This is a genomic window from Candidatus Propionivibrio aalborgensis, from assembly GCF_900089945.1.
Lineage (GTDB): Bacteria > Pseudomonadota > Gammaproteobacteria > Burkholderiales > Rhodocyclaceae > Propionivibrio > Propionivibrio aalborgensis.
The window spans coordinates 1-25529 of sequence record NZ_FLQY01000395.1 but is presented as its reverse complement, the minus strand read 5'-3'; the positions used below and the strand labels follow the sequence as shown (position 1 = coordinate 25529).

The following is a 25529-nucleotide window of genomic DNA, read 5'->3' as shown; positions in this document are numbered from 1 at the left end:
ACCTGTCTGGGCTTGTCTTCCCCGATATCAAGGGAAAGCCGGATCAGTTTCTCCGCTCCCTCGACATGGCCGGCATCGACGACTCGCGCAATACGCAAGTCGACCTTCATGAAGTCGTCGATGCTGATACATGCATCGCCCGGTTCGCCGGCTGTTGTTGACACGGCTACTTCCTTCGCGGGTTTGGCTGGAGTCTTTTGCGGCGTGACGTCCGTAGCCGATGGCAGCGATTCCTTGCTGGCTTCGACCAGCGCTGCAATCTGTTTTGGGTCGATGCGTGTCATCAGGTGGCTGTAGGCGTTGATCGCGTGACCAGCCGGCAGCGGTACCGCGGCGGCGCTCCAGGTCAGCGGGTCAATGCCGAGGAAGATTTCAACAGCTTCGGCAACTTTGGGCAATACCGGCTTGAGATAAAGGGTAAGCAGGCGGAAGGCTTCGATTGCTTCCGAGCAGGTAGCGTGCAGTTCAGCTTCCCTGCCGTCCTGTTTTGCCAGTTCCCAGGGTTTTCGGTCATTGACGAAAACATTGGCCGCGTCCGCCAGCGCCATGATCTCGCGCAGCGCGCGGCCATAGTCGCGCGCCTCGTAGGCGTCGGCAATACTCGTCGCGACTTCTCGCAACGGCTTCAGCCAAGGTGCGTCGGTCGCTGCGAGCATTCCATCGAACTTTTTGCCGATGAAGCCGGCGCAACGGCTGGCGATATTGACGTATTTGCCGATCAGGTCCGAATTGACGCGTGCGGTGAAATCCTCAAGGTTGAGGTCGATGTCCTCCATCGTGCCGTTCAGCTTGGCGGCGTAGTAATACCGTAGCCATTCGGGATTAAGGCCCTGCTGCAGGTAACTCTCGGCGGTGATGAAGGTGCCGCGCGACTTGGACATCTTGGCGCCATCGACGGTCAAAAAGCCGTGTGCGAAGATTCCCGTCGGTGTACGGTAGCCCGCGTGTTCAAGTTCGGCTGGCCAGAACAGCGCATGGAAATACAGGATGTCCTTGCCGATAAAGTGATAGAGCTCGGTCGGCGAACCCGCTTTCCAGTAGTCGTCAAAACTGACTCCCAGGCGACTGCAGAGGTTTTTGAACGAACCCATGTAGCCAATCGGTGCATCAAGCCAGACGTAGAAATACTTGCCGGGCGCATCGGGGATTTCGAAACCAAAGTAGGGTGCGTCGCGCGAAATATCCCAGTCGGTGAGCTTGTTTGCGCCGCCCTCGCCTTCGTCGAATCCGAGCCATTCCTGCATCTTGTTGGCGGCTTCCGGCTGCAGTCGGCCGGCTTCGCGCGTCCAGCGGCGCAGAAAGCCCTGGCAACGCGGGTCGGAGAGTTTGAAAAAGTAATGGTCCGAATTGCGCAGTTCGGGCTTGGCGCCGGAAATCGCCGAGTAGGGATTTATCAGGTCATTGGGCGTGTAGGCCGCGCCACAACTTTCGCAGTTGTCGCCATACTGGTCCTTGGCGCCGCATTTCGGGCATTCACCCTTGATGAAGCGATCCGGCAGGAACATCTGCTTGACCGGGTCATAGTACTGCTCGATTGTGCGTTTCTCGATCAGACCAGCCGTCTTCAGGCGGAAATAGATCTCGTTTGCGCAATCGTGCGTTTCTTCGGAATGCGTCGTGTAAAAATTGTCGAATGCGACGTGGAAACCGGCGAAGTCACGCGAATGCTCGCCGTGGACGCGTTCGATCAACGCTTCCGGCGTGATGCCGTCCTGTTCGGCGCGCAGCATGATCGGCGTGCCGTGGGTATCATCGGCGCAGACGTACCAGCACTCTTTGACCTTGTCCTTGGGCTGCATTTTCTGGAAGCGAACCCAGATATCGGTCTGGATGTACTCGACGAGGTGACCTAGGTGGATTGCGCCATTGGCGTAGGGCAGTGCGGAGGTGACGAGTATTCTGCGAGTCATGGGTTGCGATCAGGGGTTCAGGCAATTCATTGGTTGAGCCGTTTGCGGCCAAGCGGGCATTCTAGCAAAGTGCAGTCCCTCCCGTTTTCGGTTAAACTGTACAAAATTACTCGGGTATATTGACAAGGAGTGCAGAATGGCAGTAACGATTGAAGCCGTGCAGGCAGTTTTGAATAGTCTGATTGATCCCAATACGAAGAAGGACTTCGTTTCGACCCGCTCGGCAAAAAACATCAAGGTCGATGGTGACAAGGTGTCAGTGGATATCGACCTTGGCTACCCCGCGAAAACTCAGCTTGAAAGCATTCGGGATACGGTGATTGCGGCAATTTCGGCCATTCCAGGCGTCGCCAACGTCGTTGCCAATGTGAGCTTCAAGATCGTTGCGCACGCCGTGCAGCGCAATCTGAAACCGCTTAAGGGCGTAAAGAACATCATCGCTGTAGCCTCTGGCAAGGGCGGGGTCGGCAAAAGCACGACGGCGGTCAATCTGGCCTTGGCGCTGGCGCAGGAAGGGGCAACGGTGGGGCTGCTTGACGCCGACATATATGGCCCGTCCATACCGCAGATGCTTGGCCTGGCCGGTCGTCAGCCGGAATCGGAGGATGGAACGTCGATGGACCCGCTACAGGCCTACGGACTGCAAACGATGTCGATCGGCTTCATGATCGACGTTGATTCGCCGATGGTCTGGCGCGGGCCGATGGTCACACAGGCGCTGGAGCAACTGCTCAATCAGACCAGTTGGCGCGACGTGGACTATCTTGTCGTCGACATGCCGCCAGGCACCGGCGACACGCAACTGACGCTGGCGCAAAAGGTTCCGGTAACTGGTGCCGTGATTGTCACCACACCGCAGGATATCGCCTTGATCGACGCGCGCAAGGGGCTGAAGATGTTCGACAAGGTCGGCATCCCGATCCTTGGTCTGGTTGAAAACATGAGCATCCATATCTGCTCGAAATGCGGCAACGAGGAGCATATCTTCGGCACTGGCGGCGGCGAGAAGATGTGCAAGGATTACGACGTCGAATTGCTTGGCTCGCTACCACTTGAGCTATCGATTCGCGAAATGGCCGATGCCGGCCGACCGACGGTGGTTGGCGCCCCGGATTCCAGAGCAGCAGAGATTTATCGGGAGATTGCCCGCCGCGTTGCCGTCAGGGTGGCGGAACGCGCCAAGGACATGAGCGGCAAGTTCCCGAATATCGTGGTACAGAATACGTGACGAGACATTCTGCGAAACACCCGGACTCCGGATTCATTGGAGCCGCAAAGCAATTTCCCTGAAATCTGCGGAAACCGTAAAATACCCGCCTTCGCATAACGGTTTCCGGGTGATCGCAGATGTCCATCAAATCCGACAAGTGGATCCGCCGCATGGCGGAGCAACACGGCATGATCGAGCCGTTCGAATCGGGCCAGGTTCGCGAGATTGAAGGCCGGAAGATCGTTTCCTACGGCACGTCGAGCTACGGCTACGACATTCGCTGCTCGAACGAATTCAAACTGTTCACCAACATCAATTCGACTATCGTCGATCCCAAGAATTTCGACCCGAATTCTTTCGTCGAAGTGCACAACGATTTTTGCATCATCCCGCCGAACTCGTTTGCTCTGGCGCGCACGGTCGAATACTTCCGCATCCCGCGCAGCGTACTCACCGTCTGTCTGGGCAAGAGCACCTACGCACGGTGTGGCATTATCGTTAACGTCACCCCTTTTGAGCCCGAATGGGAAGGCTACGTGACGCTCGAATTCTCGAATACCACGCCGCTACCGGCCAAGATTTACGCCAATGAAGGTATCGCACAAGTCCTGTTTTTTGAAGCCGACGAAGAGTGCGAAACCTCATACAAGGATCGCGGCGGGAAGTACCAGGGGCAGATCGGGGTAACGCTGCCCAAGATGTAGTGACTCGCGAGGAGAGCTCCTGGCGATCCACTCCTCTCTCCTGACCCTCAACTCCTCAGGGATTCATACCATGCGTTTTCATTTTCCGGTCATCATCATCGACGAGGATTTCCGCTCGGAAAATGCCAGCGGATTGGGTATTCGCGCCCTGGCACAAGCCATCGAGGAAGAAGGGATGGAAGTTCTCGGCGTAACCAGCTACGGCGACCTGACCTCGTTTGCCCAGCAGCAAAGTCGCGCCTCGGCGTTTATCCTGTCGATAGACGACGAGGAGTTCAAGGGCGATGAAGCCGAAGAAACCATCACGGAGTTGCGTGCTTTCGTAAAGGAAATCCGCTGCCACAACGAAGGCATTCCGATCTTTCTTTACGGCGAAACACGCACTTCCCGCCACATCCCGAATGATGTGTTGCGTGAGCTGCATGGCTTCATTCACATGTTCGAGGACACGCCCGAGTTTATCGGCCGTTATGTCGTGCGTGAGGCCAAGACCTACCTGAAGAGCGTGCCGCCGCCCTTCTTCCGCGCGCTGACACACTACGCTGCCGACGGTTCGTATTCATGGCATTGCCCAGGACACTCGGGCGGTGTCGCATTTCTGAAAAGCCCCGTAGGACAGATGTTCCACCAGTTTTTCGGCGAGAACATGCTGCGCGCAGACGTCTGCAACGCTGTTGAGGAGCTAGGTCAATTGCTCGATCACACGGGTCCGGTGGCGGCTTCGGAGCGCAACGCGGCGCGTATCTTCAACGCCGACCATCTGTATTTCGTGACCAACGGCACTTCGACCTCGAACAAGATCGTCTGGCACTCGACCGTGGCGCCGGGCGATATTGTCGTCGTCGACCGCAACTGCCACAAGTCGGTACTTCACTCGATCATCATGACCGGTGCCGTGCCTGTGTTTCTGATGCCGACACGCAACCATTACGGGATCATTGGCCCTATTCCGAAAGAAGAGTTTCGCTGGGAGAACATTCAGAGGAAGATCGAGGCCCATCCCTTTGCGCGTGATGTGAAAACCAAACCGCGCGTCCTGACGATCACCCAAAGCACCTACGACGGCATTCTTTACAACGTCGAGGAAATCAAGGACATGCTCGACGGAAAGATCGATACGCTGCATTTCGACGAGGCGTGGTTGCCGCATGCCGCTTTCCACGACTTTTACGGCGACTACCACGCCATTGGCGCCGACCGGCCACGCTGCAAGGAGTCAATGATCTTTTCGACTCAGTCGACGCACAAGTTGCTGGCTGGTTTGTCACAGGCTTCGCAGATTCTGGTGCAGAACTCGGAAGGTCGAGAACTTGACCGCAACGTGTTCAACGAGGCCTATTTGATGCATACCTCGACCTCGCCTCAATACGCCATCATCGCTTCATGCGATGTAGCGGCGGCGATGATGGAAGCACCGGCCGGAACGGCACTGGTCGAGGAATCCATCGCTGAAGCGCTCGATTTCCGCCGCGCCATGCGCAAGGTGGGCTTGGACTGGGGCGCTGACTGGTGGTTCAAGGTGTGGGGGCCGGATGATCTTTCGGAAGAAGGCATCGAAGAACGCGAGGCCTGGATGCTCAAGCCGGGCGAACGCTGGCATGGTTTCGGCATGCTTGCCGAAGGCTTCAACATGCTCGACCCGATCAAGGCCACCGTGATCACTCCGGGGCTCGACGTGGATGGCGATTTTGCCGATTGGGGCATTCCGGCGGCGATTGTTACCAAGTATCTGGCCGAACACGGGGTTATCGTCGAAAAGTGCGGGCTCTATTCGTTTTTCATCATGTTCACCATCGGCATCACCAAGGGCCGATGGAACACTATGGTGACGGAATTGCAGCAGTTCAAGGATGATTACGACAAGAACCAGCCGCTATGGAAAGTGCTGCCCGAATTCGTCGCCAAACTTCCGCGCTATGAGCGCATTGGTCTCAAGGATCTGTGCAAGGAAATTCACGGAATCTACGCGACCAACGATGTCGCACGCCTGACGACCGAGATGTACCTCTCCAACATGGAACCGTCAATGAAGCCAACGGATGCCTTCGCCAAGATGGCCCATCGCGAGATTGACCGGGTGCCGATCGACGACCTTGAAGGGCGCATCACCAGCATCCTGCTGACGCCGTATCCACCCGGCATTCCGCTGTTGATCCCCGGTGAACGCTTCAATGCGACGATCGTACGCTACCTGAAATTCGCGCGTGATTTCAACGAGCGTTTCCCGGGGTTCGAGACCGATATCCACGGACTGGTCAAAGAAATGGTCGACAACAGGCCATGCTACTACGTGGATTGCGTTCGCTGACCTGTTGTTTTTTTTCACGCGAAACCAAACAATGACCTGTGACGCCGTTTTTTGTTGACTGAGCCGACGTTGTCATTTAACTTCATGAAACGTTTGTATGGCAATGAATTCATTCGCATTATTAATGGCGAGTCGAGGTTGGAATCCAGCATCATGAAAGCCAGATTTTTTATTGTGTTCTTGTTGTCCTTGATTGCCAGCGTCTGCTTCGCACAAGGAGCGGCGTCTGTGATCTTTGCCAGCGGGAACGCTCAGATTGTCGGGAAGGATGGGCGGCACCGAGCAGCAGTGCGCGGCGCCGAAGTTGAAGTCGGAGAAACGGTCGAGACAGCCGATGGGCGTGTGCAATTGCGCTTCAGTGACGGCGCGAACATGTCGCTCCAGCCCGACACACGCTTCAGAATTGATGAATTCCGCCTGGTCGAGAAGAGCGGCAAAGCCAGTTCCGATGATCGCAGCTTTTTCTCGCTGCTCAAGGGTGGGTTTCGCACGATTACAGGCCTGATCGGCAAACTCCGGCGTGAGCAGTACAAGGTTGATGCTGTGGTTGCGACCATCGGCATTCGCGGCACCGACTACAGCGCGCAGTTGAGCGAGTCGGGTTTGACGGTGAGCACTTTTGGTGGTCTGGTCGAAGTGTGCACTGATGCCGGGTGTTCGCAAGTGGCACCGGGTGAGACGGTGCACGTGACTGACCGAAAGAGCAAACCGCGAAATGAGGAGCGAGGCACTGGCGGCGCGTTGAATGTACCCGCTACGCCTGCTCTGCCGCCGCCCAAGCCCATAGAAGTACTGCCCGCTGTCACGCCACCGGTACAGGCACCGAGCACAGTGCCTTCGATGCCCGGCCCGAGTTATTCCATACCGATGACCAGGCCGTAACAATATGTATTTTTTCAATGCGAAGTTCGGGGGAGTGGCAATGCTAAAAGCGCTATTTTGCAACGCCATGACTGTCTTACTTCTGTCGGCACTGTCTCAAACGACACGGGCGGATAGCCTTACGGATCAGGCACAGGCTTTGCTGGACCAGGGTAAAGCCAAGGAAGCTTACAGCCTGCTTGAGCCGCAGGAGGCCCAGCGAGCGGGCGATGCGAGCTTCGATTTATTGTTCGGAATTGCCGCCATTGATGCCGGGCAGAACACACGGGGTGTATTCGCCTTGGAGCGGGTGTTGGCCTTACATCCGGAAAATGCTCGGGCTCGCGCCGAGATTGCCCGCGCCTATCTGGCGCTCGGAGAGACCGATACCGCCAAGCAGGAATTTGAATCCGTGCAGAATCAGGGTGTGCCGCCTGAGGTCTCCGCGACCATTGATCGCTACATGGACGCGGTTGATCGGGTGAATGCCGCGACTCGCACAACATTGCGTGGATTTGTGGAAGCCTCGTTGGGCTACGACACCAACGTCAATGCCGCCACAAGCAAGAGTTCGGTGGCCTTGCCGGGTTATGGGGGCACGATTATCCTGGACTCTGACAGCAGGGCTATCGATGCCTGGTTTGGCACTGTTGGCGGCGGCCTGAACGTGAGTTCGCCAATCAGCAATGAGGTGGTCGCCGTGGCAGGACTGACCGGAGTCATACGCAACAATTTTGGCGCAAGCCAGTTCAATAACGTCAGTGGCGATGCCTATGCAGGGTTGGTTGTCACTCGGGACAAGAATGTTTTCTCGCTCAATGCTCAGTTCAACCAGTACAACCTTTCCGGGGATCGTTACCGGACGGCATCGGGTTTGTCCGGGCAGTGGCAGCACAATATGGATGCGCGTAATCAGCTCAGTGCGTTCGTACAATACGCCGATTTGCGCTATCAGACGCAGTCCATCCGCAATGCGGATCGTTGGGTCGCCGGCGGCGCTTTTGCGCATGCTTACCGTGGCGGTGAAGTTGCCTTTGCCAGCCTGTACGGGGTGAATGAGACCACGCACGATGGAGATGTTCCCTGGTTGGGATTTAACGGTGTGGGCGTTCGAGCAGGCGGCCAGTTGAACTACAATGCAAAGACAATTCTCTTTGCCGGCGGGTCGATTGAGTATCGCCACTACAGCGCCGAGGATCCCGCGTACCTGGCTACACGCAAGGACACCCAGTACGATCTGGTCATTGGATCCACCTACACGCCGGCAAGATACTGGACGGTCACGCCAAGACTTACCTGGACGTTTGATGATTCCAACATTGAACTCAACAAGTATCACCGCGAGACTGCGGCGGTGATCGTTCGTCGTGAATTCTGACGGCCTGGCAGCGAGGGAAACGATCATGTCCACACAACAGGTTTTCCGTTTGCGCAATCCGGCTCTGCTGGTGGCTATGGCTGCTGCATTTCCGGTTGTTTCCTACGCGGCCAGTGCCGCAAACGTGAATTTCTCAACCGGAAGCGTCGTCGGGATCAATGCCGCCGGAGTGCAAAGGCCATTGACCCGAGGGGCCGACATCGGCAATGGCGACACCATCCGCACTGGTGAGGGCGGTCGTGCCCAAATCCGCTTTTCTGATGGCGCCATGGTCTCGCTACAGCCCCAGACCGAATTCCGTATCGACGACTATCAATATAGCGGCAAAGCCGACGGGAAAGAAAAGGGGTTCTTCAGTCTGCTCAAGGGCGGCTTGCGCACAATTACGGGATGGATTGGTCGCTCCAGCCGCGAAAGCTACAAAGTCAGCACCAGCGTGGCAACGATCGGTATTCGTGGCACGGAGTATACGGCTGGTCTGAGTCCCTCTGGAGAAACCCTGGCGGTCGCCACAGGGGAAGGGCTGGTCGAGGTTTGCAACAATACTGGCTGCATTTTGTTGGCCAGTGGCGAGGCCGGCGTTGCGGAGAAAGGCAGTCCGCCACGTCGTGAAAGCTCACGCCCTCGACTGCCGCCTGCCGCACTTCCACCTTCAAATGACGATCAGCGCGAATTTGTCAGCGGAGATCAGGTCAATAGCGCTGGCCTGCCGGCTGTTGGGGCATCATTTACCACTGGGCATATCGTCAATACGGGCGGCGTATTCCATGGCGATTCAACGGTCTCGCTTGACGCCAGCGGCAACCTGATTGGCTATACCTCAGGCAGCTTTTCTTCGAGCATAGGCACCGCTTCAGTGGCTGATTCGGGTACGAGTGACACGATTCTCAAATGGGGGCGCTGGGCCAGCGGAACTTCAACAGTTGACAATGTGTCGGTGACGCTAAGTGCGAATCAGGGCGTACATCTACTGTGGGGTGTGCCGACGGCGATCATGCCGACATCCGGCACTGGCACGTACTCCTTGCTGGGAGGAACAAGCCCCACAGAAACCGGGGGCTCGTTGACGCCGGGAACACTGAGTTCAGCCAGCATGTCCGTTGATTTTGGAGCGCTCACGTATTCGGTGAACTTGGGCGGAACGATCAGCGGTGTCGCCACCACATTTTCAGCAAGCGGGGCCGGTAGCCTCACGAGCAACAAACTGAATACCACAAGCCTGACCGGTTTGATTGGTGCCTGTTCGGCCACGGGATCGGTCGCTGGCATGTTCTTCGGTTCTTCGGCTGAACGAGCTGGAATTACATACAAGCTGGACGACGGAACTTACACGGTTGTTGGCGCAGCAGCCCTTAAACAGTAGATAGCGCATGTGGCGGATGAGACCCTATTCGAGCGTGGGCGGACCGCATTAATAGCGGAGCAATACAGTTTAGCGCGTCATTGCTTCGATGCTTTCCTGGAGCAACACCCAAATTCTTCCGCAGGCTGGTTTCTGTCAGGCGCAACAGCGCACCGCATGCTGGACTTGGGGGCGGCAGAACACGCCTTTTCCAAGGCCTCCTCGCTGGATTCAAATCACATGCAAGCCCGCATCGCTCTGGCCGATGTATGTATCGCTTTGGGGAAATTTGCTGATGCAGTTGCGGCCTGTCGTCAGGCAGTGGCGATCAATCCTTCGGATCGGCAGTCGTGGTTCAGTCTGGGAGTAGCGCTTGAGGCTGACGGCGCTCTGGAAGTGGCACTCGAAAGCTACGATCGCGCCTTACTCATTTCCCCGGATTTCGATGACGCACGAAAGAACCGCGGCGCTCTGCTCTTGAACTTGGGTCGTCCTGAAGAGGCGGTCGAGAACAACCGCACCCTGGCTGCGAAGATTCCTTTTTCCTACGACGCACAATTTAATCTCGGCGAGTCGCTGCTCGCCGCAAAACAGTTTCCCGAGGCGGCAAAGGTCCTGGGGCGCGCGGTCAGCCTGAATCCAGGCAATGCGAAAGGTTTGTTGCATGCGGGTTTTGCTCTTGCTCAATGCGAGCGATTTACCGAAGCGCAGCAGTTGCTTGATCAAGCCGCAAAGCTCGATCAAACGCAACTGAAGCGTTATCGGCAGGCGATTTTTGGAAATGAAAAGGGCGATACGCGGTGCGGTGCAGCGCATCTGGACGCGCGTGCACTTTTTCTGCTCAAACAATATGACCAGATCGAGCGCTGCGACTGGTCGGAGCGAGAATACTTCATTTCGAGATTTTCCGAGCTAATCCAGGAATCGGCTGTATACCCGCTGACTGAACGGGCACTGGGCTTTCGCGCCATGACCATGGGCCTTGATGCAGATCTGCAGTTAAGGCTTGCTCGGCAGATTGCCTCTGGCGTGGCGAATGAAAATGATGGCACTTCATCGCGATCACTCGGCGCATCGGAATCGTCTCCGCAAAAACGCCTCACGGTTGCTTACATATCGCCGGATTTCAGAAATCATCCGACAGCAATGCTGGCCAAGGCGCTGTTTGCCGGTCATTCCCGACAGAACTTCGAGGTCATTGTCTATGCGCTTGGAGGGAACGACGGGAGCAAGTTGCGCCAGGAAATCGTCGATGATTGCGACCGATTTGTCGATCTCGATGCGCTGGATGACTGCGGAGCCGCGCGGCTGATCGCGGGCGATTCAGTTGATATCCTGATTGACCTGGTTGGCTATTCTGACCGGTCGCGCCCCGCGATACTGGCGCGTCGACCAGCCCCGATACAAATATCGTGGCTCGCCTACGTGACGACTACGGGCGCGCCGTGGATCGACTATTTCATCGGAGATCGAATCTCGATACCCGATGAGGCGTCCGCAGACTTCAGTGAGGCTCTGATCAGAATTCCGCAAGGCCTGTTTCTGTGTAGTTATGCGGCGAACACTCCTCTGGCATCAGCTCCGGAACGACGACCATCAGGTCTCCCAGAAGCAGGGATTGTTCTGGGAGCATTCCACAATTCCTACAAGATTGATCCGCATGTCTTTTCTGTCTGGATGCGATTCTTGGTCTTGCGCCCGGATGCCGTGCTGTGGCTGCTTGAGACAAAACCTGAAGCGAAAGTAAATTTGCGTGCTGAGGCGAATGCCCGAGGTATTGATTCAGAACGGTTGATTTTTGCTCCCCACTTGCCACACGACGAGCATTTGTCACGGCTGCAACTTGTCGACCTGATGCTGGACACGCCGCAGTGCAACGGGGGAACCACCACTGCCGATGCATTCGTCGCAGGCGTACCGGTTTTGACCTGCATGGGGAAAACCCTGGCCCAACGCATGGCGGCCAGCATACTGTCGACTGCAAATCTGGAGAGCCTGATAACCAGAAACCTCGAAGAGTATGAAGCTCTCGGTTTGGCCTTGCTGACGGATACAGGTCGCTTGCATGGCATCCGTCGAGAGCTATCGAATGCGCGCGCTTCGGCGCCATTCTTTGCTCCGGATCGGTGGATTCAGAGCTACGAGGAGGCGTTAAAGCATGTCTGGCAGATGCATTGTGCCGGTGTGCCGCCAACGTCGTTCGAGGCTCGATCTTGAGCCGCGTGCTCCTATTCGGTGGAGACGGAATGCTCGGACGCCATCTCTACCAAGCCTTGAAGGAATCACACGACTTGTGCGTAACGCTTCATGGCTCGGCTGCGCGCTATCCGGAGCGACTGTTTGCTGACGTACGAGTGGAATTTGAAGTTGCTGCTGGTGATACACCACGAGTCGTTGATGTCCTTGAGGGCTTCCGCCCGGATTGGGTGGTCAACGCCGTGGGCCTTGTAAAACGTGATCTGGCGAATGATCGCGTAGCAAGTCTTGAAGCCAATACCGTGTTCCCTCATGTCATGGCAGAACTTTGTTCCGAGCATCATGCGAAACTCTTGCACTTCTCGACTGACTGCGTTTACTCGGGCAGGAAGGGAATGTACAAGGAAACGGATCAGCCCGATTGCGACGACTGGCACGGTCGCTGCAAAGCTCTGGGTGAGCCCGCTGGCGAGCATGTCCTTGTCTTGCGCACATCATTCATCGGACTCGAACTTGCATGCAAACGGAGCCTCATCGAGTGGTTCCTGGCACAACGTGGAGAGGTGCCAGGTTATCGCAAGGCGATATGGTCAGGCCTTACCGCAATTGAGGTCGGGCGTTTGGTAAGCATGTTGATTCGTCGCGAGGAATCACTTGCGGGGCTGTGGCACGTCGCCACACCACCAATATCGAAATTCGATCTTCTGACAGCACTCAATGCACGCCTTGGCGAGCGCGGTGTGAGCGTCGTCCCGGACGACGGTTTTGTGTGCGACAGAAGTCTCGATGGTTCGGCGTTTTCGAGGCGTACCGGCTACGTTCCGCCATCGTGGAACCTAATGCTTGATGAACTGGCCGAGGATATCCGCGATCGCTGGGCACCGAACGCACCGAGTTGCTAGCGGCGTCGATACCGCACGAACGAATACCGAATCCCGGAGGTACTGTTCTGGCTCTCCCGAGAGGCTTCCTCCCAGTTGCCCTCTTCTATATCCGGAAAATGGACATCGCCCTCAAAGTCCTGGTCGATTTCGGTCAGATACAGGCGGTCAGCAATCGGCAGGGCCAGCCGATACAGTTCAGCCCCGCCAATGACAAATACCTCTTCGGCATCCCCCGCCTTAAGGATTGCGTCATTCAGGGTGCTGGCCAGCATAGCGCGTGCAGGCTGATATGCCGGATTGCGGCTGACCACGATGTTGTTTCTTCCGGGTAGCGGGCGAAAAGCTTCGGGCAGTGACTCCCAAGTCTTGCGCCCCATGATGACCGGTTTGCCTCTCGTCGTTTCGCGGAAGTGCCTCATGTCTTCCGGCAGGTGCCAGAGGAGTTGATTGTCTTTTCCGATAACACCGTTCCTGGCGACGGCCGCGATGATCGAGAGCATTTGTTGTTAGACGGCTACCGGTGCGGCGATGTGCGGGTGCGGATCGTAACCATCGAGCGAGAAGTCTTCGATGCGGAAGTCAAAGATGTCTTTTATTTGAGGATTCAACCGCATGGTCGGTAGCGGCCGGATGTCTCGGGACAACTGCAACCGGGCCTGATCGAAATGATTGCTGTAGAGATGGGCATCACCGAACGTATGGACGAACTCCCCAGGACGATAGTTGCACACCTGCGCCAACATCAGTGTGAGCAGGGCATAAGAAGCTATGTTGAAGGGAACGCCGAGAAATATGTCGGCACTGCGCTGATAAAGCTGGCAGGAGAGTTTCTGCCGTTGATCGTCGTCCCTAGGCGCGGCAGGAGCAACATAGAGCTGGAAAATGGCATGACAGGGCGGTAGAGCCATTCGCTCGACATCGCCGGGATTCCATGCGGTCACCAGATGGCGGCGTGAATCCGGATTCGTCTTCAAGCCCTCAACGAGCTGGGCGATCTGGTCTATCTCACGCCCGTCATCGGTTTTCCAATGGCGCCATTGGTGGCCGTAGACCGGGCCGAGATCGCCATTCTCATCGGCCCATTCGTCCCAGATGCGAACGCCGTTCTCCTTCAGGTAGCGGATGTTGGTAGAACCCTGAAGAAACCACAGCAACTCATGGATGATCGAACGCAGGTGCAGCTTCTTGGTAGTCAGCATCGGAAATCCGGCACTGAGATCGAAACGCATTTGCCAGCCAAATACGGAGTGGGTGCCGGTACCGGTCCGGTCTGCCTTGGGGGTGCCCTGTTCGAGGACATGGCGCATCAGGTCGAGATACGGCTTCATACTTTTCAAAGGGATTTTGACCCTCGGATTGTAATGGATCGACAAATGGTATGCCCGTTTTCTCAAGAATGGGTGGCGTTCCCGATTGACTGCACCACTGAACGGGTCTCCGGCAGGCTCTGACTTGCAGCCATTGGCAGTCATCCTATATCATCGAACCGGTATTCATATTTCCCGCTGTCTGGGATTAAGGACTGGTCGCCGTGATGCTGAATCTTTTTTCGTCGCGCCCGGATCATCCTCTGGGTGATCCCAAGGAGCTCAAGCGGGCTATCGTTGAATTGCCGCCGGATAATTCGTTCAAGGCAGTCGATGAGGTCTATGGTTGGTTCGAATCATTGCAGCAGGCGGATGGGTTCCGGGTAGACCATCTGTATGATGTAGTCCGGCAGCTTGACGAAGCAGTGCAGTCGCATCTTCGTCGCCTCTCACGCGACTACCTGCACTCTCCGCGCCTATCGAAGAATGAAGAGCGCCGGTTGTGGAGCATCTGTTACAACTACTGGGGCGAAGTATCCAGTCTCTATGCCAGATGTATTGAGCGCGCAAAGAGCAATCCCAAAGAAAAGGGCAGTGAAACGCTCAAGTCATCGTTGCCGCTCGCCGCCACTCGCTTGCTGGCGGCGCGTGCTGCCCAGTTGAAATGGGTTGAGTATCGTTACGGGCCGATTGGCGAGGACTTGTGGCGCGGTCTGGGCCAACCTTATCTGGCGGCCGAAGTGGCAGGCTATGCCACCCAGCCCGTACAAATATATCCGGGTCAAGCGGGCCTGACCAGTGTGGCTCAGCAGTACTTGCAGGCGCTGATTTTTGATTCATCTTCAATGGGTAGCCTGATGCCCATCGAAATCGATCTGGCGGACAGGCTGATCGCCCATTTCCAACCGCACTTTGTGTTTTCAAAGAACTGTCTGCCGGACAGCGTTTATTGGGTGGACGCCGCGAGTGGTTTGCCACCGACGCGGCTTGCGCGTCAGCCGGACCAGCTAACACAAACCCTGCGCTTTTTCTCTCCGGGGAACGTACCGCAGGCTTTGAACGAGTTGACGCGTATCGTCGAGCGCGGTGACGTACCTGCCGATCTGAATCTGGGGGGAGAATACCCGGCCACGATGTTGCTGCCGGTACTCCGCCATCTGGCCTTGTATTGGGCTCCGGAGCCCCCGCAACGCGAGCACCCCCGCCATGCGGTCAAGACACGTATTGCCGTGCTGCAGGGGTTTGATGACTGTTTCACCGCGTTCGCCGGTAACGTCGCGCGCCTGGGCAAAGAGCGTACCGCCGAGAGCTGGGTGGTTGAAAATGTCAGCCTCGGCGGCTTTGGCGCCAGTGTCGACGACCTTGGCGGTGAATGGCTCAGGATCGGCGCCTTGATCTGCATGCATCCCGAAGGCGGTGAAAACTGGGTACTGGGGGTCGTCAGGCGATACAACAAGGATTCTGAAAAGCATGCCAGCGTCGGCATTCAGTCGCTGTCAAAGCATGCGGCAAGCATTGAGCTGCGACCACGAACAGCAGGTTTTTCGGCAACCGGAGCGATTCCCGGAATCTGGCTACGTGAGAACAATTCTCCAGGAGAGGCCAGAGTGGTGTTGCCGCCCGGCAGTTTCGATGTGCGCACAAGCCTGGAGTTTGTTCATGACAACCGCAGCTACCTGCTGGCGCCGATTGAGCTTGAAGAAACCGGAAGCAGTTTCGAGATAGGCCATTACCGCGAGCATGTAGCGGATTGAGCTGATTGCGCCGCTGACCCGCCTGCTTCCATTCAATCGCCGTTATCGTCGTGTTTCAGCTCTGCAGCCTCGGTCGTCTGGTCCTGCGTTTCGTTCTCCAGTTCCTTGAGTAGCTGGAATATCGCGCGGTAGCTTCGCGGCGGTTTGCCCTGCTCCTGCTCTTTGATTGCTGCCCGGCGCAAGGAGCGCAGTCGCTGCATATCAACTGACGGAAAGTGCAAGGCAATTTCGTACGATACTTTTTCGTCGGCCAGCAACGACGTGCGCAGCCTTTCGATGCGATGCAGTTTTGCCGCGGCACTTGCCGATTCGCCGCGAACCAGAGCCAGCGCGCCACGAACCGATTCCACATCGACGTTTCGCATCAGTTTGCCGATGAACTGCATCTGCCGACGCCGGGCTTCGTCGTGTCGCGTCATGCGTTGAGCATCACTAACAGCCACGCGCAAATCCTCCGGAAGATCGATATTCCGGACACGATCACTCGAAAGTGCGACCAATTCTTCCCCAAGCGTTTGCAATTCCTCCATCGCTCGCTTGCGCCGGGTTTTTGAGATCGGCACCTGTTCTTCTTCGTGGATATTCAAGGAAAGCGCACCTACCTATTTTGTTTCGCTTGGTCAGACGAATTCTGAAGTCCCGACCGACCGCAGAGCGTCAGGACATCAGGCTGCAGGAACCGATGCCCGTCTGGGAACTGCTATGATAGCGGCTTTTGTCGCGAGCATCCCCACCCCATGTCGCCAAGCTCATTTTCCGCAACGCCGCAATCGCGATTCAGTCACCCGCTGGAGACCCTGCAGGAATTGGCACAAGATGTTCTCTCGCATGCCAAAGAGCTGGGCGCCAGCGATTGCGAGGTCGACGTTTCGGAAGGCTTTGGGCAATCCGTGACCGTTCGTTGCGACGAGGTTGAGACCATCGAGTACAACCGCGATAAGGGAATCGGCGTCACGATCTACCTCGGACAGAATAAAGGACATGCCAGCACATCTGACTTTTCACCGTCGGCATTGCGCGAAACCGTAGAGGCGGCGCTCAACATCGCCCGCTTTACCGCTGCCGACCCCTGCGCCGGATTGCCGGATGCAGCGCTTCTTGCCACGCGCCTGGAAGGCTCTGCCGACCTTGATCTTTACCATCCGTGGCTACTGACGGTCGATGCGGCCATCGATCTTGCGCGTCGCTGCGAACAGGCGGCCTTTGCTGTCAGCCCACAGGTGAGCAACTCGGAAGGTGCAACGGTTTCGATTCAGGAAGGACAGTTTATCTCGGCCAACAGCCTCGGTTTCATGGGCGGCTACCCGACCTCGCGGCACTATCTTTCGTGCTCGATCATTGCCGGCCAGGAAGAGAACATGCAGCGCGACGACTGGTATTCGACGTCTCGCGATGCGCAGCACATTGCCTCCCCGGAAGCGATTGGTGATTACGCCGCACGGCGGGCGTTGGCACGGCTTGATGCGCGAAAGATCAAAACCTGCAAGGTGCCGGTGCTGTTTGAGGCACCGCTTGCGGCATCGTTGTTTGGAAGTTTTGTTCATGCCATCAGCGGCGGCAACCTGTATCGCAAGACCTCCTTCCTCGTTGATAGCCTTGGCAAGCAGGTTTTTTCAAGGAAGATTCAGATCAGTGAACGTCCGCATCTGCGCGGCGGTCTTGCGAGCAGTGCGTTCGACAGCGACGGGGTTCGCACGCACGACCGCGAAGTTATTGTCGACGGCGTTCTGCAGGGCTACTTCCTGAGTGCCTACACAGCGCGCAAACTGGGCCTACAGACGACTGGCAACGCGGGAGGCTGCCACAACTTGATTGTGCATCCGGGCAAACTCGACTTCCGCGGCCTGCTCAAGAAGATGGGACGTGGCCTGTTGGTCACCGAACTGCTCGGGCAGGGAGTCAATTACGTGAACGGCGATTATTCGCGCGGGGCGGCAGGTTACTGGGTCGAAGGCGGCGAGATCGGGCATGCGGTCGAAGAAGTGACCATTGCCGGCAATCTGCGCGACATGTTCCGCAATGTGGCCGCGGTCGGCAACGACGTACTGGTGCGCGGCTCCAAGCAGGTCGGGTCGATCCTTATCGAAAATATGAAGGTCGCTGGAATTTGATCCGATGCACGTTCCCTAATGCCTTGCAGCGCCTGCTTCATGGAGAAGACTTTGACTGCTTCCCTCGTTAATGCAAACTGTTTTGATGAACCATCTGGATTTATGAACAAGGAATTGACACGAATCTGCTTCGTCCGCCACGGCGAGACAGACTGGAATATAGAGCAGCGAATGCAGGGGCATATCGACCTCGCACTCAATGCCAATGGAGCAGCTCAAGCTGTCGCCGCTGGGCGTTATTTTGCCAGTTTGCAGGCCTCGGCCCTGTACAGCAGCGATCTATTGCGTGCCCGGCAAACAGCACAGGCCGTTTCGGACGCCTTGCATCTGCCAATCATCTTGCTGCCGGCGCTTCGTGAGCGGCACTTCGGTCGCTGTGAGGGGATGACCTTTGATGAAATCGCTGCAAAGTATGGAGAAGATGCCCGGGCGATCGAGCATCGTGATCCGGACTATGTCACCCCGAAAGGCGGCGAGAGCATCCGGCAGCACCAAACGCGCATTCTGGACTGCGTCGGCGGACTGGTAAGCGCCCATCCCGGGCAAACCATCGTGGTCGTTACCCACGGTGGCGTGCTTGATGTCATCTACCGCCGCGTGCATGGATTGCCGCCCGAAACGCCACGCACTTACCCCATCCCGAATACCGGGATCAACTGGGTGAGCATCGATGGTGAGCAGTGGTCGATCGAGCACTGGGGCGATACGGAACACCTCGAATAGTTGTTGCCATACCTGGCCCTTGCATACAGCGGTAAGGCTTCAGCGCCGGATGTCGACCTTCCAGCCGTCTTTGGTCTTGGCTAGGTACTGGACAGTAACGGAATGCGGACCGTCGCGCGCCTCCAGTACCGCATAATCGCCTTTCACCTCGACCTTCTCGATCTGCTTGCGCCGGGCCATGTCACGCGCCCCGCCACGCATCCGGTCGAGAAACTGCTTGAACCCGTCCTCACCGAAGCTCTTCCGCATGCCGTTCAGCTCCGCCAGTTTCTCGGGCGTCATGTACGGAGTTGCCGCATCGAGCCCCCCTGTGATCAGCGCTTTTTCGTAGTCCAGGAAGGCATCGGCCTGCGCAGATTTCTGCGCCTGCCCAGCCGTAAGGGTCTGTGCGTAGCTGACGGAGCTGCCTAGTACCAGCCAGGCAAGAATGGCGAACGCCCTGATCATCATTTTCATGAAAAACTCCTCTGGATATGAATACACGCGCCACCCATCGCGCCGTGCGTCATTATCACTTAGATTCAAGGCTCCAGGCGGCGAACTCGTGGACCGGATTGGACGGCTTTACTGGTATGTCTTACCGCGATGGTTTAGCCATCCGGGCGGATGCAATCCACTTGGGTCCCTATGCGTCCAGTGCACGACGCCGCCTCGCGCATTCCACTCGTACTCGCCGTTGAATTGAATTGAATCGCCTACCCCAAGCCCGATAACGCGCGGGGCAATGTCGATATTGTGAGCAATCAAAACTGTTTGGCCGGATAACAGTTTGACAATGAATTTTTGATGCTTGCTGCCGCTGTTGTCATCCGGCAGCAACTTGACGACGACCCCTCGCCCGGAAACCTGTACGTTACTTTCGTGCCTGGCAAAGGCATTCTCAAGTATGGCATCGGACTTGTCGGCTCTCGGGCTTGATGCCGGGTTCGAAACAAGATCCCGTGCCGCACTATGCGGGTCATCAAAGTAGGCATATCCGGCAAACAAGACTGCTGCGGCGAGCAAGAGACGTCTCATTCGCGTGCCTGCCTACTCAATCCCCTCAATCGTTGTCGGGAAATAACAAGTCAGTTTCGCAAAGACAGGAGAGTCGACAAACCCGGCAGCCTGGGCAGAGTCGGCCACTCAATGGCGTCGAGCATGTTCTTCACCACGAGACCGAGTTCGGTATCCCCCTCGATTGACAACTCGCGGTTGAAGAACAGCGTGTCCGGATCTTCCTGCCGGGCCAGGAGTTGCAGAAAGGCCGACAAATTGGCGCGAAACGCCAGATCGGGTATCTCCGGCATCGTGAACAACGGACGAAACAGCCCGCCACGACAGGTGAAACAGGCGCGTCCGCCGCTATCGAGCACATCGACCAGGAAGCTGCGCCCTTCGAGCAGATCAAGGCTGTCATCTGGAATAAGCTTCATTTTGACCACGGCGTTCAGCCCGGTGGTCAACGCGACGGCATGCGGCCACTGCGGCAGCTTGCTGCCGACTCGCGCAAACACCGGCGGGAGTTTGAAGCGGGGAATGCTGAACGGTTTGCGAATGCTTTCGGACATGTTCAAGCTCCTTGAGGGGAATTCAGTCACGGTCGTGCCGTCTATTGTTGCGCCAGCGCCGTCTGATGATGCGAGGCAATGCCGGGATCACCGAACCAATAGCCGTCGACCATGTCTTCGCCCGCCCATCCGGTCATATCGGGCGATACGGCTTCACCGCGCCTCGCCGCGTCGAATGCGGCGACGATGGCAGGCATGTGCTTCTGCTGCGGGCTGATGCGCAGAATGTCGATTCCCAGCTTCAGCATTTCCGGGACCTCTGCGAGCAGATTGTAAGTCTGCGCCGACATCGTCTGGATCCCGTTGATGGTCAGGAAAGCCTGCCCTTCCCGCGTCCTGAGCGTCATGCCTTCGGGGTGATCTAGGCATTTGAACTGGCAGTCGTCCTTGCTCAGATCGAAATGACGGGCGGTGAAGCAGCGTGCCGAGAAGGCAAGTGGCAGTTTCCCGAAGACGAAGACCTCGGTCTCGACACCTGCCGGGCGGCTCTCGTGGAGGGTTTCAATCAACTGTCGATCCGCTTCCAGTGGCGGCACCCAGCGTTTCATGCCGTAACGGGCGAAGGTCGCCAGCGTCGCTTCGTTATAGATGTTGAGGTGCGGCCCGGCGACGAATGGGCGTCCGGCAGCAAGATTCACCGCGCCCAGATCGTTGGCCTCCACCTTGCAGCCGCGCATTTCCGTCAGTTCATTCATCAGGCGGCGAAGCGCCTTGAGGTCGCTTTCCGATTCGAGCAACGCTTGTGCGGAGATGACGACCTCTTTGCCTGCGTCGGCCAGGTCGCGCGCCAGACCGACCCAATCGCTGGTGCGCAGTTGCTGACGGCGCGAGCAAACCACCTCGCCGACATAGATGATGTCGATGGCGTCGATCTGCGACATCTCGGCGTAAAACTCAAGCACTTCATGTTTGGGCCAGAAGTAGAGCAAGGGGCCTAAAGCGAGCTTCATGGGAAATACCTCTTTCGACACGGAGAAATCAGGGCGACCCATTCTCTCCGTGTTCCTGTGCCCTCAGTGTCGAGGACGCTTCATACGCTATCGCCACGGCCGGTTATAGGCTCCCAGCGTCGCCTGCACACCTTCCGAGACCTTGCCGAGCGCGGCCTGCCAGGCCGGCTTGACCGCGAAGCGCTCGAAATCCTGACCCAGTTCGTCGAGCGCGGCGCGCAAGGTGCGCGTTACCTGGGCGACATAGGTCGGGCTGCGCTGCCGCCCTTCGACCTTGATCGCCGAAACTCCGATTCTCACAATCTCCGGCAGGATCTCCAGAACGTTCAAACTGGTCGGCTCTTCCAGCGCGTAATAGGTTTCGCCGTTGACCTCGAAGCGTCCCTTGCACAAGGTCGGGTAGCCAGCGGGTTCGTTGTCGGCGCACCGGTCGATGAGAATACCGTTGAGCCGCGTGGACATCTGTCCCGGCGACCTCTCCCATTTCACATACTTGGCCGGCGAGCAGGCACCGACAGTGTTCGGCGATTCGCCCGTGGCATAGGACGATAGCCAGCAACGTCCCTCGTTCATCACGCACAGGCTGCCGAAGCCGAAGATTTCGATCTCGACCGGCGTGTTCCGAATCACCTGTTCGACCTGGGCCAGTGTCAACACGCGTGGCAGCACGGCACGCCGCACGCCAAACTCGCGATGCGCGAAATTCACCGCTTCGTAGCTGGTTGCGGAGCCCTGCACCGAGAGATGAAGACGCAGATCAGGGTGACGCGTTCTGGCGTAATCGAGCAGCCCGATATCGGCCAGAATGACCGCATCGACGCCCAGATCGGCTGCGCCGTCCACGGCATCCTGCCAGTCCGACTCGCGACCCGGTTGAGGAAAGGTATTGATCGCCATCAGCACATGCTTGCCACGCGAGTGGGCGTAACGAATCCCCTCGAGCATCGCCTTGTGGTCAAAATTCAGGCCGGCGAAATTGCGCGCATTGGTGTCATTCTTGTAGCCGAAATAGACGGTGTCGGCACCGTTGTCGACCGCGGCCTTGAGCGCCGGGAGGCTACCGGCCGGGCAAACGAGTTCGGGCATTTTCTCGTGCCGCATGAGAATTCTCTGAAAGCGAAGCCGCAAGTATACCCAGCGCGCGTTCAAAGCGCATGACTTTGATCAATTTCCGGGCCCTTGCGGGCTATTCCTCAAATCGAAGAGGCCGCCCGCGCACCCTGATCGTAGCGACCTGACAAGGTGCGCAGAAAGCGTGCCAGATCGCCGATGCGCTGGTTCTCGTCCTGCGCACCGGTGAAGCCCGGCATCAGGCAGGCTTCGCGTACCTGACGATAGCGTTCGCAGAGGGCCTGCCCCGCTTCGGTGGTCGACCAGAACACTTCCTTGCCGCGTCGGTTGCTCAAAACCAAGCCCAGATTGGCGAGCTTTTTCAGCGCGTAGGAAACGACATGGGTGTCTTCGATATTCAGCACGAAACAGATGTCAGCCAGTTTCTTCTCGCGGTCACGATGATTGACGTGATGGACGACGAGTATTTCCGTTTCGGTCATGTCCTTTACTCCGGCGCCGGCCATGCAACGCGTCATCCAGCGTCCGAAGGCATGGCTGGCAATAATGAGCCCGAATTCAAGTTCGGAAAGCTCGGGGCACTTCTCCGAAACCAGATGTTCGGCGGAGACGATACGACTGACCTCGGGTTTTGTGATCGTCGAACGCGCGACCAATTTGTTTTCCGACTGACTGTTTTCCATGGCAGCAACTTCCAAGTGAAATACGATTGCGCTATTTCATCATTATATTGACAAAGTGTATATATATTATTAACGTCGTAACTGCAAAATCCCTTTGATCCTTAATTTAACAAGGAGTCCGATGATGAATACACGCCTTTGCACGCTCATCGCAGCCGCCGCTATCGGCTTTGCAGCCCCAACCGTTTCGGCTCAAACCACGTGGGACATGCCTACCCCTTATCCAGCAGCCAACTTTCACACTGAAAACATCATGCAATTCGCTGGCGAGGTCGATAAAGCAACCGCCGGCAAGCTGAAAATCACCGTTCACGCCGGGGGCTCGCTTTTCAAAGCCAATGAAATCAAGCGCGCGTTACAGGGCGGCCAAGCGCAGATCGGTGAAATCATACTGGGTGGCTATGCCAACGAGAATCCGTTGTTCGGTCTCGACAACGTTCCATTTCTGGCCACCTCTTACCCCGAAGCGAAGAAGCTCGCCGTAACGCAGAAGCCGGCATTGGATGCGATGCTGGCGAAACAGGGCCTGAAGATGCTGTTCGCCGTACCCTGGCCACCTCAGGGCATATTTTCGGCAAACCCAATCAACAGCGCGGCCGATCTGAAGGGTGTCAAGTGGCGCGCCTACAGCCCGCAAACCTCGCGCATCGCCGAGCTGGTCGGAGCACAGCCAGTGACCATCCAGGCCGCGGAGCTCTCGCAGGCGCTGGCCACCGGGGCCGTGGCCGCTTTCATGACTTCGGGCGCGACAGGCTACGACAGCAAGGTGTGGGAACAGATCAAGTATTTCTATGATGCCCAGGCCTAGCTGCCAAAAAACGCCGTACTGGTTTCTCAGAAAGCTTTCGATGCTCTCGACAAGGCGACTCAGGCGGCTGTTCTGAAGGCCGCCGCGGATGCCGAGTCGCGCGGCTGGAAGACCAGCGAGGATAAAACCAAGTTCTATTTGGAACAAATGGCCAAGAACGGCATGAGCGTTACACCGCCGTCCGCGGCACTGAACACCGACCTGAAAAAAGTCGGCGACACGATGATCGCGGAATGGCTGAAAACCGCCGGTGCTGAAGGGCAGTCCATCGTCGACGCCTACAAGAAGTGAGCGCGAGGCTCTCGTGACAGTTCGGCGAGCGCTCGACCGGGTTTATGGCGCTGCAGCCTGGATGGCAGCGCTGTTCATGATCGGCACATTGGTCATGATCCTGCTTTCGATCGGCGGTCGTCTGCTGAATTTCCATGTGCGGGGAACCGATGCCTACGCCGGCTACAGCATGGCGGCGGCGGCATTTCTGGCTTTGGCACATACGTTCAAACGCGGCGAACACATCCGCGTGACTCTGCTGCTCGATCATGCCGGCCGTGGCGGCCGACACATTCTGGAACTCTGGAGTCACGTAGCCGGATTACTCTGTGCTGCTGTGCTGGCCTGGTTTTCCGTACGTCTGGTTTGGCAGTCCCTGCAATTCAATGACATCTCGCAAGGAACGGATGCAACTCCGCTATGGATTCCGCAATTGGGCATGGCTATCGGCAGCGTGATATTCACCGTGGCCGTCGCTGAAGAATTGATCGCCACGCTGCGAGGTGGGAAACTCCGCGTCCGCACTGCTGCCGACGAAGCCGCACGCAGCGAGTAGTCTGGAGACAAAGCAATGGATCTGGCAATCACTTTCGGACTTATTCTCGCCCTCTTCGCATTGCTCGGCAGTGGAATCTGGATCGGGCTGGCGCTGCTCGGCGTCGGCTGGCTGGGGATGGAACTGTTCACGGCTCGTGCCGCTGGCGACGCCATGGCCGTCACGATCTGGGGCGCTTCGTCATCCTGGACGCTGACCGCACTGCCGATGTTTCTCTGGATGGGCGAAGTGCTGTTTCGCACGCGCCTTTCGTCCGACATGTTCAAGGGACTTTCGCCGTGGCTCGAAAAACTGCCAGGCCGCCTGCTGCATGTCAACGTCATCGGCTGCACCATCTTTGCCGCCGTCTCCGGCTCCTCTGCGGCAACCTGCGCCACGATCGGCAAGATCACTCTGCCGGAACTCAAGAAACGCGGATACCCCGAGGACATCACGATCGGCACTCTGGCCGGTGCCGGCACGCTGGGCCTGCTGATCCCGCCGTCGATCATCATGATTGTCTACGGCGTGGCCGCCGAAGTCTCCATCGCCAAGCTGTTCATCGCCGGCGTGCTGCCGGGGATCCTTCTGGCCAGCCTGTTCATGGGCTGGATCGTCGTCTGGGCGCTGCTTCATCCCGGCGCCATCCCGGAGGCGACTGAAAAAACCAGCGTCGGCCAGAAGCTCTTTGCCTCGCGTCATTTGATACCCGTGCTGCTGTTGATCGGCCTGATCCTGGGGTCCATATACACCGGTGTCGCCACAGCCACCGAGGCCGCCGCGCTGGGTGTAGTCGGCAGTCTGGTACTGGCAGCCACCCAGGGTTCGCTTTCGTGGGCTACTTTTCGCGATAGTCTGCTTGGCGCGACCCGGCTATATTGCATGATCGCGCTCATCCTCGCGGGAAGCGCGTTCCTGACGCTATCGATGGGCTATATGGGGTTGCCACGCCATCTGGCCGAGTGGATCGGCAG

Annotated in this window: 23 protein-coding genes and 1 pseudogene; 14 read left to right on the top strand and 10 right to left on the bottom strand. The window is 57.4% G+C overall.

Translation table 11 applies throughout. The annotated features are described in order from the left end of the window. Nucleotides 1-1910 (bottom strand): methionine--tRNA ligase (gene metG, locus PROAA_RS17985; protein WP_186412666.1); only part of this gene is annotated, 1910 nt, incomplete at its 3' end. Between the two features lie 136 nt (nucleotides 1911-2046). On the opposite strand from metG, the gene apbC reads away from it, so the two are divergent. The 8 genes from apbC to PROAA_RS17945 all read left to right on the top strand — a co-directional run bounded on the left by apbC (nucleotide 2047) and on the right by PROAA_RS17945 (nucleotide 12811). Next, nucleotides 2047-3138: an iron-sulfur cluster carrier protein ApbC gene (gene apbC / locus PROAA_RS17980; RefSeq protein WP_186412665.1), complete on the top strand. Its 1092-nt coding sequence runs from the start codon at nucleotides 2047-2049 to the stop codon at nucleotides 3136-3138. A 119-nt stretch (nucleotides 3139-3257) separates the two neighbouring features. Next, a complete protein-coding gene (gene dcd, locus PROAA_RS17975) occupies nucleotides 3258-3824 on the top strand; it encodes a dCTP deaminase (RefSeq protein ID WP_186412664.1) in 567 nt (188 codons plus the stop codon). A 70-nt stretch (nucleotides 3825-3894) separates the two neighbouring features. After that, nucleotides 3895-6132, top strand: coding sequence for an arginine/lysine/ornithine decarboxylase (locus tag PROAA_RS17970; RefSeq protein ID WP_186412663.1), 2238 nt, complete (start codon nucleotides 3895-3897; stop codon nucleotides 6130-6132). Nucleotides 6133-6285: 153 nt separating this feature from the next. Then, nucleotides 6286-7014 carry a FecR family protein gene (locus tag PROAA_RS17965; RefSeq protein WP_186412662.1) on the top strand — a complete coding sequence of 243 codons (729 nt, stop codon included), beginning with the start codon at nucleotides 6286-6288 and terminating at the stop codon, nucleotides 7012-7014. Nucleotides 7015-7081: 67 nt separating this feature from the next. Then, nucleotides 7082-8371 carry a surface lipoprotein assembly modifier gene (locus PROAA_RS17960; RefSeq protein WP_186412661.1) on the top strand — a complete coding sequence of 430 codons (1290 nt, stop codon included), beginning with the start codon at nucleotides 7082-7084 and terminating at the stop codon, nucleotides 8369-8371. A 25-nt stretch (nucleotides 8372-8396) separates the two neighbouring features. Next, on the top strand, nucleotides 8397-9734 hold the full coding sequence (locus PROAA_RS17955; RefSeq protein WP_186412660.1) for a FecR family protein: 1338 nt from the start codon (nucleotides 8397-8399) through the stop codon (nucleotides 9732-9734). Between the two features lie 156 nt (nucleotides 9735-9890). Beyond that, on the top strand, nucleotides 9891-11930 hold the full coding sequence (locus PROAA_RS17950) for an O-linked N-acetylglucosamine transferase, SPINDLY family protein (RefSeq protein WP_222102356.1): 2040 nt from the start codon (nucleotides 9891-9893) through the stop codon (nucleotides 11928-11930). A gap of 5 nt (nucleotides 11931-11935) precedes the next feature. Beyond that, nucleotides 11936-12811: a dTDP-4-dehydrorhamnose reductase family protein gene (locus PROAA_RS17945; protein WP_245664342.1), complete on the top strand. Its 876-nt coding sequence runs from the start codon at nucleotides 11936-11938 to the stop codon at nucleotides 12809-12811. Here the strand turns inward: PROAA_RS17945 and PROAA_RS17940 are convergent. Both PROAA_RS17940 and PROAA_RS17935 read right to left on the bottom strand, forming a co-directional pair. Then, nucleotides 12808-13293, bottom strand: a complete 486-nt coding sequence (locus PROAA_RS17940; RefSeq protein WP_186412658.1) for a dihydrofolate reductase — start codon at nucleotides 13291-13293, stop codon at nucleotides 12808-12810. The genes PROAA_RS17945 and PROAA_RS17940 overlap by 4 nt on opposite strands. Nucleotides 13294-13299: 6 nt before the next feature. Then, on the bottom strand, nucleotides 13300-14121 hold the full coding sequence (locus PROAA_RS17935) for a thymidylate synthase (RefSeq protein ID WP_186412657.1): 822 nt from the start codon (nucleotides 14119-14121) through the stop codon (nucleotides 13300-13302). 206 nt (nucleotides 14122-14327) lie between these two features. On the opposite strand from PROAA_RS17935, the gene PROAA_RS17930 reads away from it, so the two are divergent. Further along, nucleotides 14328-15854: a hypothetical protein gene (locus PROAA_RS17930; RefSeq protein WP_245664341.1), complete on the top strand. Its 1527-nt coding sequence runs from the start codon at nucleotides 14328-14330 to the stop codon at nucleotides 15852-15854. Between the two features lie 32 nt (nucleotides 15855-15886). Here PROAA_RS17930 and yjgA read toward each other — a convergent pair whose 3' ends face one another. Continuing rightward, nucleotides 15887-16441 carry a ribosome biogenesis factor YjgA gene (gene yjgA / locus PROAA_RS17925; RefSeq protein WP_186412656.1) on the bottom strand — a complete coding sequence of 185 codons (555 nt, stop codon included), beginning with the start codon at nucleotides 16439-16441 and terminating at the stop codon, nucleotides 15887-15889. 150 nt (nucleotides 16442-16591) lie between these two features. Between yjgA and pmbA the strand changes: the two genes are divergently transcribed. Together pmbA and PROAA_RS17915 are read left to right on the top strand one after the other, a co-directional pair. Beyond that, nucleotides 16592-17965 (top strand): metalloprotease PmbA, encoded by a 1374-nt coding sequence (gene pmbA / locus PROAA_RS17920; RefSeq protein WP_186412655.1) that lies wholly within the window; start codon nucleotides 16592-16594, stop codon nucleotides 17963-17965. Between the two features lie 102 nt (nucleotides 17966-18067). Beyond that, a complete protein-coding gene (locus PROAA_RS17915; protein WP_186412654.1) occupies nucleotides 18068-18688 on the top strand; it encodes a histidine phosphatase family protein in 621 nt (206 codons plus the stop codon). Between the two features lie 39 nt (nucleotides 18689-18727). On the opposite strand, the gene PROAA_RS17910 is transcribed toward PROAA_RS17915, so the two are convergent. From PROAA_RS17910 to PROAA_RS17885, 6 genes are all read right to left on the bottom strand, one after another. Beyond that, nucleotides 18728-19144: a hypothetical protein gene (locus PROAA_RS17910; protein ID WP_186412653.1), complete on the bottom strand. Its 417-nt coding sequence runs from the start codon at nucleotides 19142-19144 to the stop codon at nucleotides 18728-18730. A 108-nt stretch (nucleotides 19145-19252) separates the two neighbouring features. Next, nucleotides 19253-19705, bottom strand: a complete 453-nt coding sequence (locus PROAA_RS17905; RefSeq protein WP_186412652.1) for a DUF3465 domain-containing protein — start codon at nucleotides 19703-19705, stop codon at nucleotides 19253-19255. Between the two features lie 50 nt (nucleotides 19706-19755). Next, nucleotides 19756-20238, bottom strand: a complete 483-nt coding sequence (gene ubiT / locus PROAA_RS17900) for a ubiquinone anaerobic biosynthesis accessory factor UbiT (RefSeq protein WP_186412651.1) — start codon at nucleotides 20236-20238, stop codon at nucleotides 19756-19758. A gap of 41 nt (nucleotides 20239-20279) precedes the next feature. Further along, entirely contained in the window at nucleotides 20280-21188 is a 909-nt protein-coding gene (locus PROAA_RS17895; RefSeq protein WP_186412650.1) for a U32 family peptidase, read from the bottom strand. Between the two features lie 87 nt (nucleotides 21189-21275). Then, entirely contained in the window at nucleotides 21276-22289 is a 1014-nt protein-coding gene (ubiU, locus tag PROAA_RS17890; protein ID WP_186412649.1) for a ubiquinone anaerobic biosynthesis protein UbiU, read from the bottom strand. 92 nt (nucleotides 22290-22381) lie between these two features. Then, nucleotides 22382-22942, bottom strand: a complete 561-nt coding sequence (locus tag PROAA_RS17885) for a winged helix DNA-binding protein (RefSeq protein WP_186412648.1) — start codon at nucleotides 22940-22942, stop codon at nucleotides 22382-22384. 121 nt (nucleotides 22943-23063) lie between these two features. Between PROAA_RS17885 and PROAA_RS17880 the strand changes: the two are divergent. The 3 genes and pseudogenes from PROAA_RS17880 to PROAA_RS17870 form a co-directional block, all read left to right on the top strand. Beyond that, nucleotides 23064-24041: pseudogene (locus PROAA_RS17880) on the top strand (TRAP transporter substrate-binding protein). A 13-nt stretch (nucleotides 24042-24054) separates the two neighbouring features. Continuing rightward, on the top strand, nucleotides 24055-24576 hold the full coding sequence (locus tag PROAA_RS17875; protein WP_222102354.1) for a TRAP transporter small permease: 522 nt from the start codon (nucleotides 24055-24057) through the stop codon (nucleotides 24574-24576). A 15-nt stretch (nucleotides 24577-24591) separates the two neighbouring features. Continuing rightward, nucleotides 24592-25529, top strand: a 938-nt coding sequence (locus tag PROAA_RS17870; RefSeq protein WP_186412647.1) for a TRAP transporter large permease, incomplete at its 3' end; no start/stop codon positions are given.

What these genes read in the sequence shown, in the direction of transcription:
- apbC (WP_186412665.1), top strand. Translation starts at nt 2,047, where the DNA reads ATGGCAGTAACGATTGAAGCCGTGCAGGCAGTTTTGAATAGTCTGATT.
- dcd (WP_186412664.1), top strand. Translation starts at nt 3,258, where the DNA reads ATGTCCATCAAATCCGACAAGTGGATCCGCCGCATGGCGGAGCAACAC.
- PROAA_RS17970 (WP_186412663.1), top strand. Translation starts at nt 3,895, where the DNA reads ATGCGTTTTCATTTTCCGGTCATCATCATCGACGAGGATTTCCGCTCG.
- PROAA_RS17965 (WP_186412662.1), top strand. Translation starts at nt 6,286, where the DNA reads ATGAAAGCCAGATTTTTTATTGTGTTCTTGTTGTCCTTGATTGCCAGC.
- PROAA_RS17960 (WP_186412661.1), top strand. Translation starts at nt 7,082, where the DNA reads ATGACTGTCTTACTTCTGTCGGCACTGTCTCAAACGACACGGGCGGAT.
- PROAA_RS17955 (WP_186412660.1), top strand. Translation starts at nt 8,397, where the DNA reads ATGTCCACACAACAGGTTTTCCGTTTGCGCAATCCGGCTCTGCTGGTG.
- PROAA_RS17950 (WP_222102356.1), top strand. Translation starts at nt 9,891, where the DNA reads ATGCTGGACTTGGGGGCGGCAGAACACGCCTTTTCCAAGGCCTCCTCG.
- PROAA_RS17940 (WP_186412658.1), bottom strand. Translation starts at nt 13,293, where the DNA reads ATGCTCTCGATCATCGCGGCCGTCGCCAGGAACGGTGTTATCGGAAAA.
- PROAA_RS17935 (WP_186412657.1), bottom strand. Translation starts at nt 14,121, where the DNA reads ATGAAGCCGTATCTCGACCTGATGCGCCATGTCCTCGAACAGGGCACC.
- PROAA_RS17930 (WP_245664341.1), top strand. Translation starts at nt 14,328, where the DNA reads ATGCTGAATCTTTTTTCGTCGCGCCCGGATCATCCTCTGGGTGATCCC.
- pmbA (WP_186412655.1), top strand. Translation starts at nt 16,592, where the DNA reads ATGTCGCCAAGCTCATTTTCCGCAACGCCGCAATCGCGATTCAGTCAC.
- PROAA_RS17915 (WP_186412654.1), top strand. Translation starts at nt 18,068, where the DNA reads ATGAACAAGGAATTGACACGAATCTGCTTCGTCCGCCACGGCGAGACA.
- PROAA_RS17910 (WP_186412653.1), bottom strand. Translation starts at nt 19,144, where the DNA reads ATGAAAATGATGATCAGGGCGTTCGCCATTCTTGCCTGGCTGGTACTA.
- PROAA_RS17905 (WP_186412652.1), bottom strand. Translation starts at nt 19,705, where the DNA reads ATGAGACGTCTCTTGCTCGCCGCAGCAGTCTTGTTTGCCGGATATGCC.
- ubiT (WP_186412651.1), bottom strand. Translation starts at nt 20,238, where the DNA reads ATGTCCGAAAGCATTCGCAAACCGTTCAGCATTCCCCGCTTCAAACTC.
- PROAA_RS17895 (WP_186412650.1), bottom strand. Translation starts at nt 21,188, where the DNA reads ATGAAGCTCGCTTTAGGCCCCTTGCTCTACTTCTGGCCCAAACATGAA.
- ubiU (WP_186412649.1), bottom strand. Translation starts at nt 22,289, where the DNA reads ATGCGGCACGAGAAAATGCCCGAACTCGTTTGCCCGGCCGGTAGCCTC.
- PROAA_RS17885 (WP_186412648.1), bottom strand. Translation starts at nt 22,942, where the DNA reads ATGGAAAACAGTCAGTCGGAAAACAAATTGGTCGCGCGTTCGACGATC.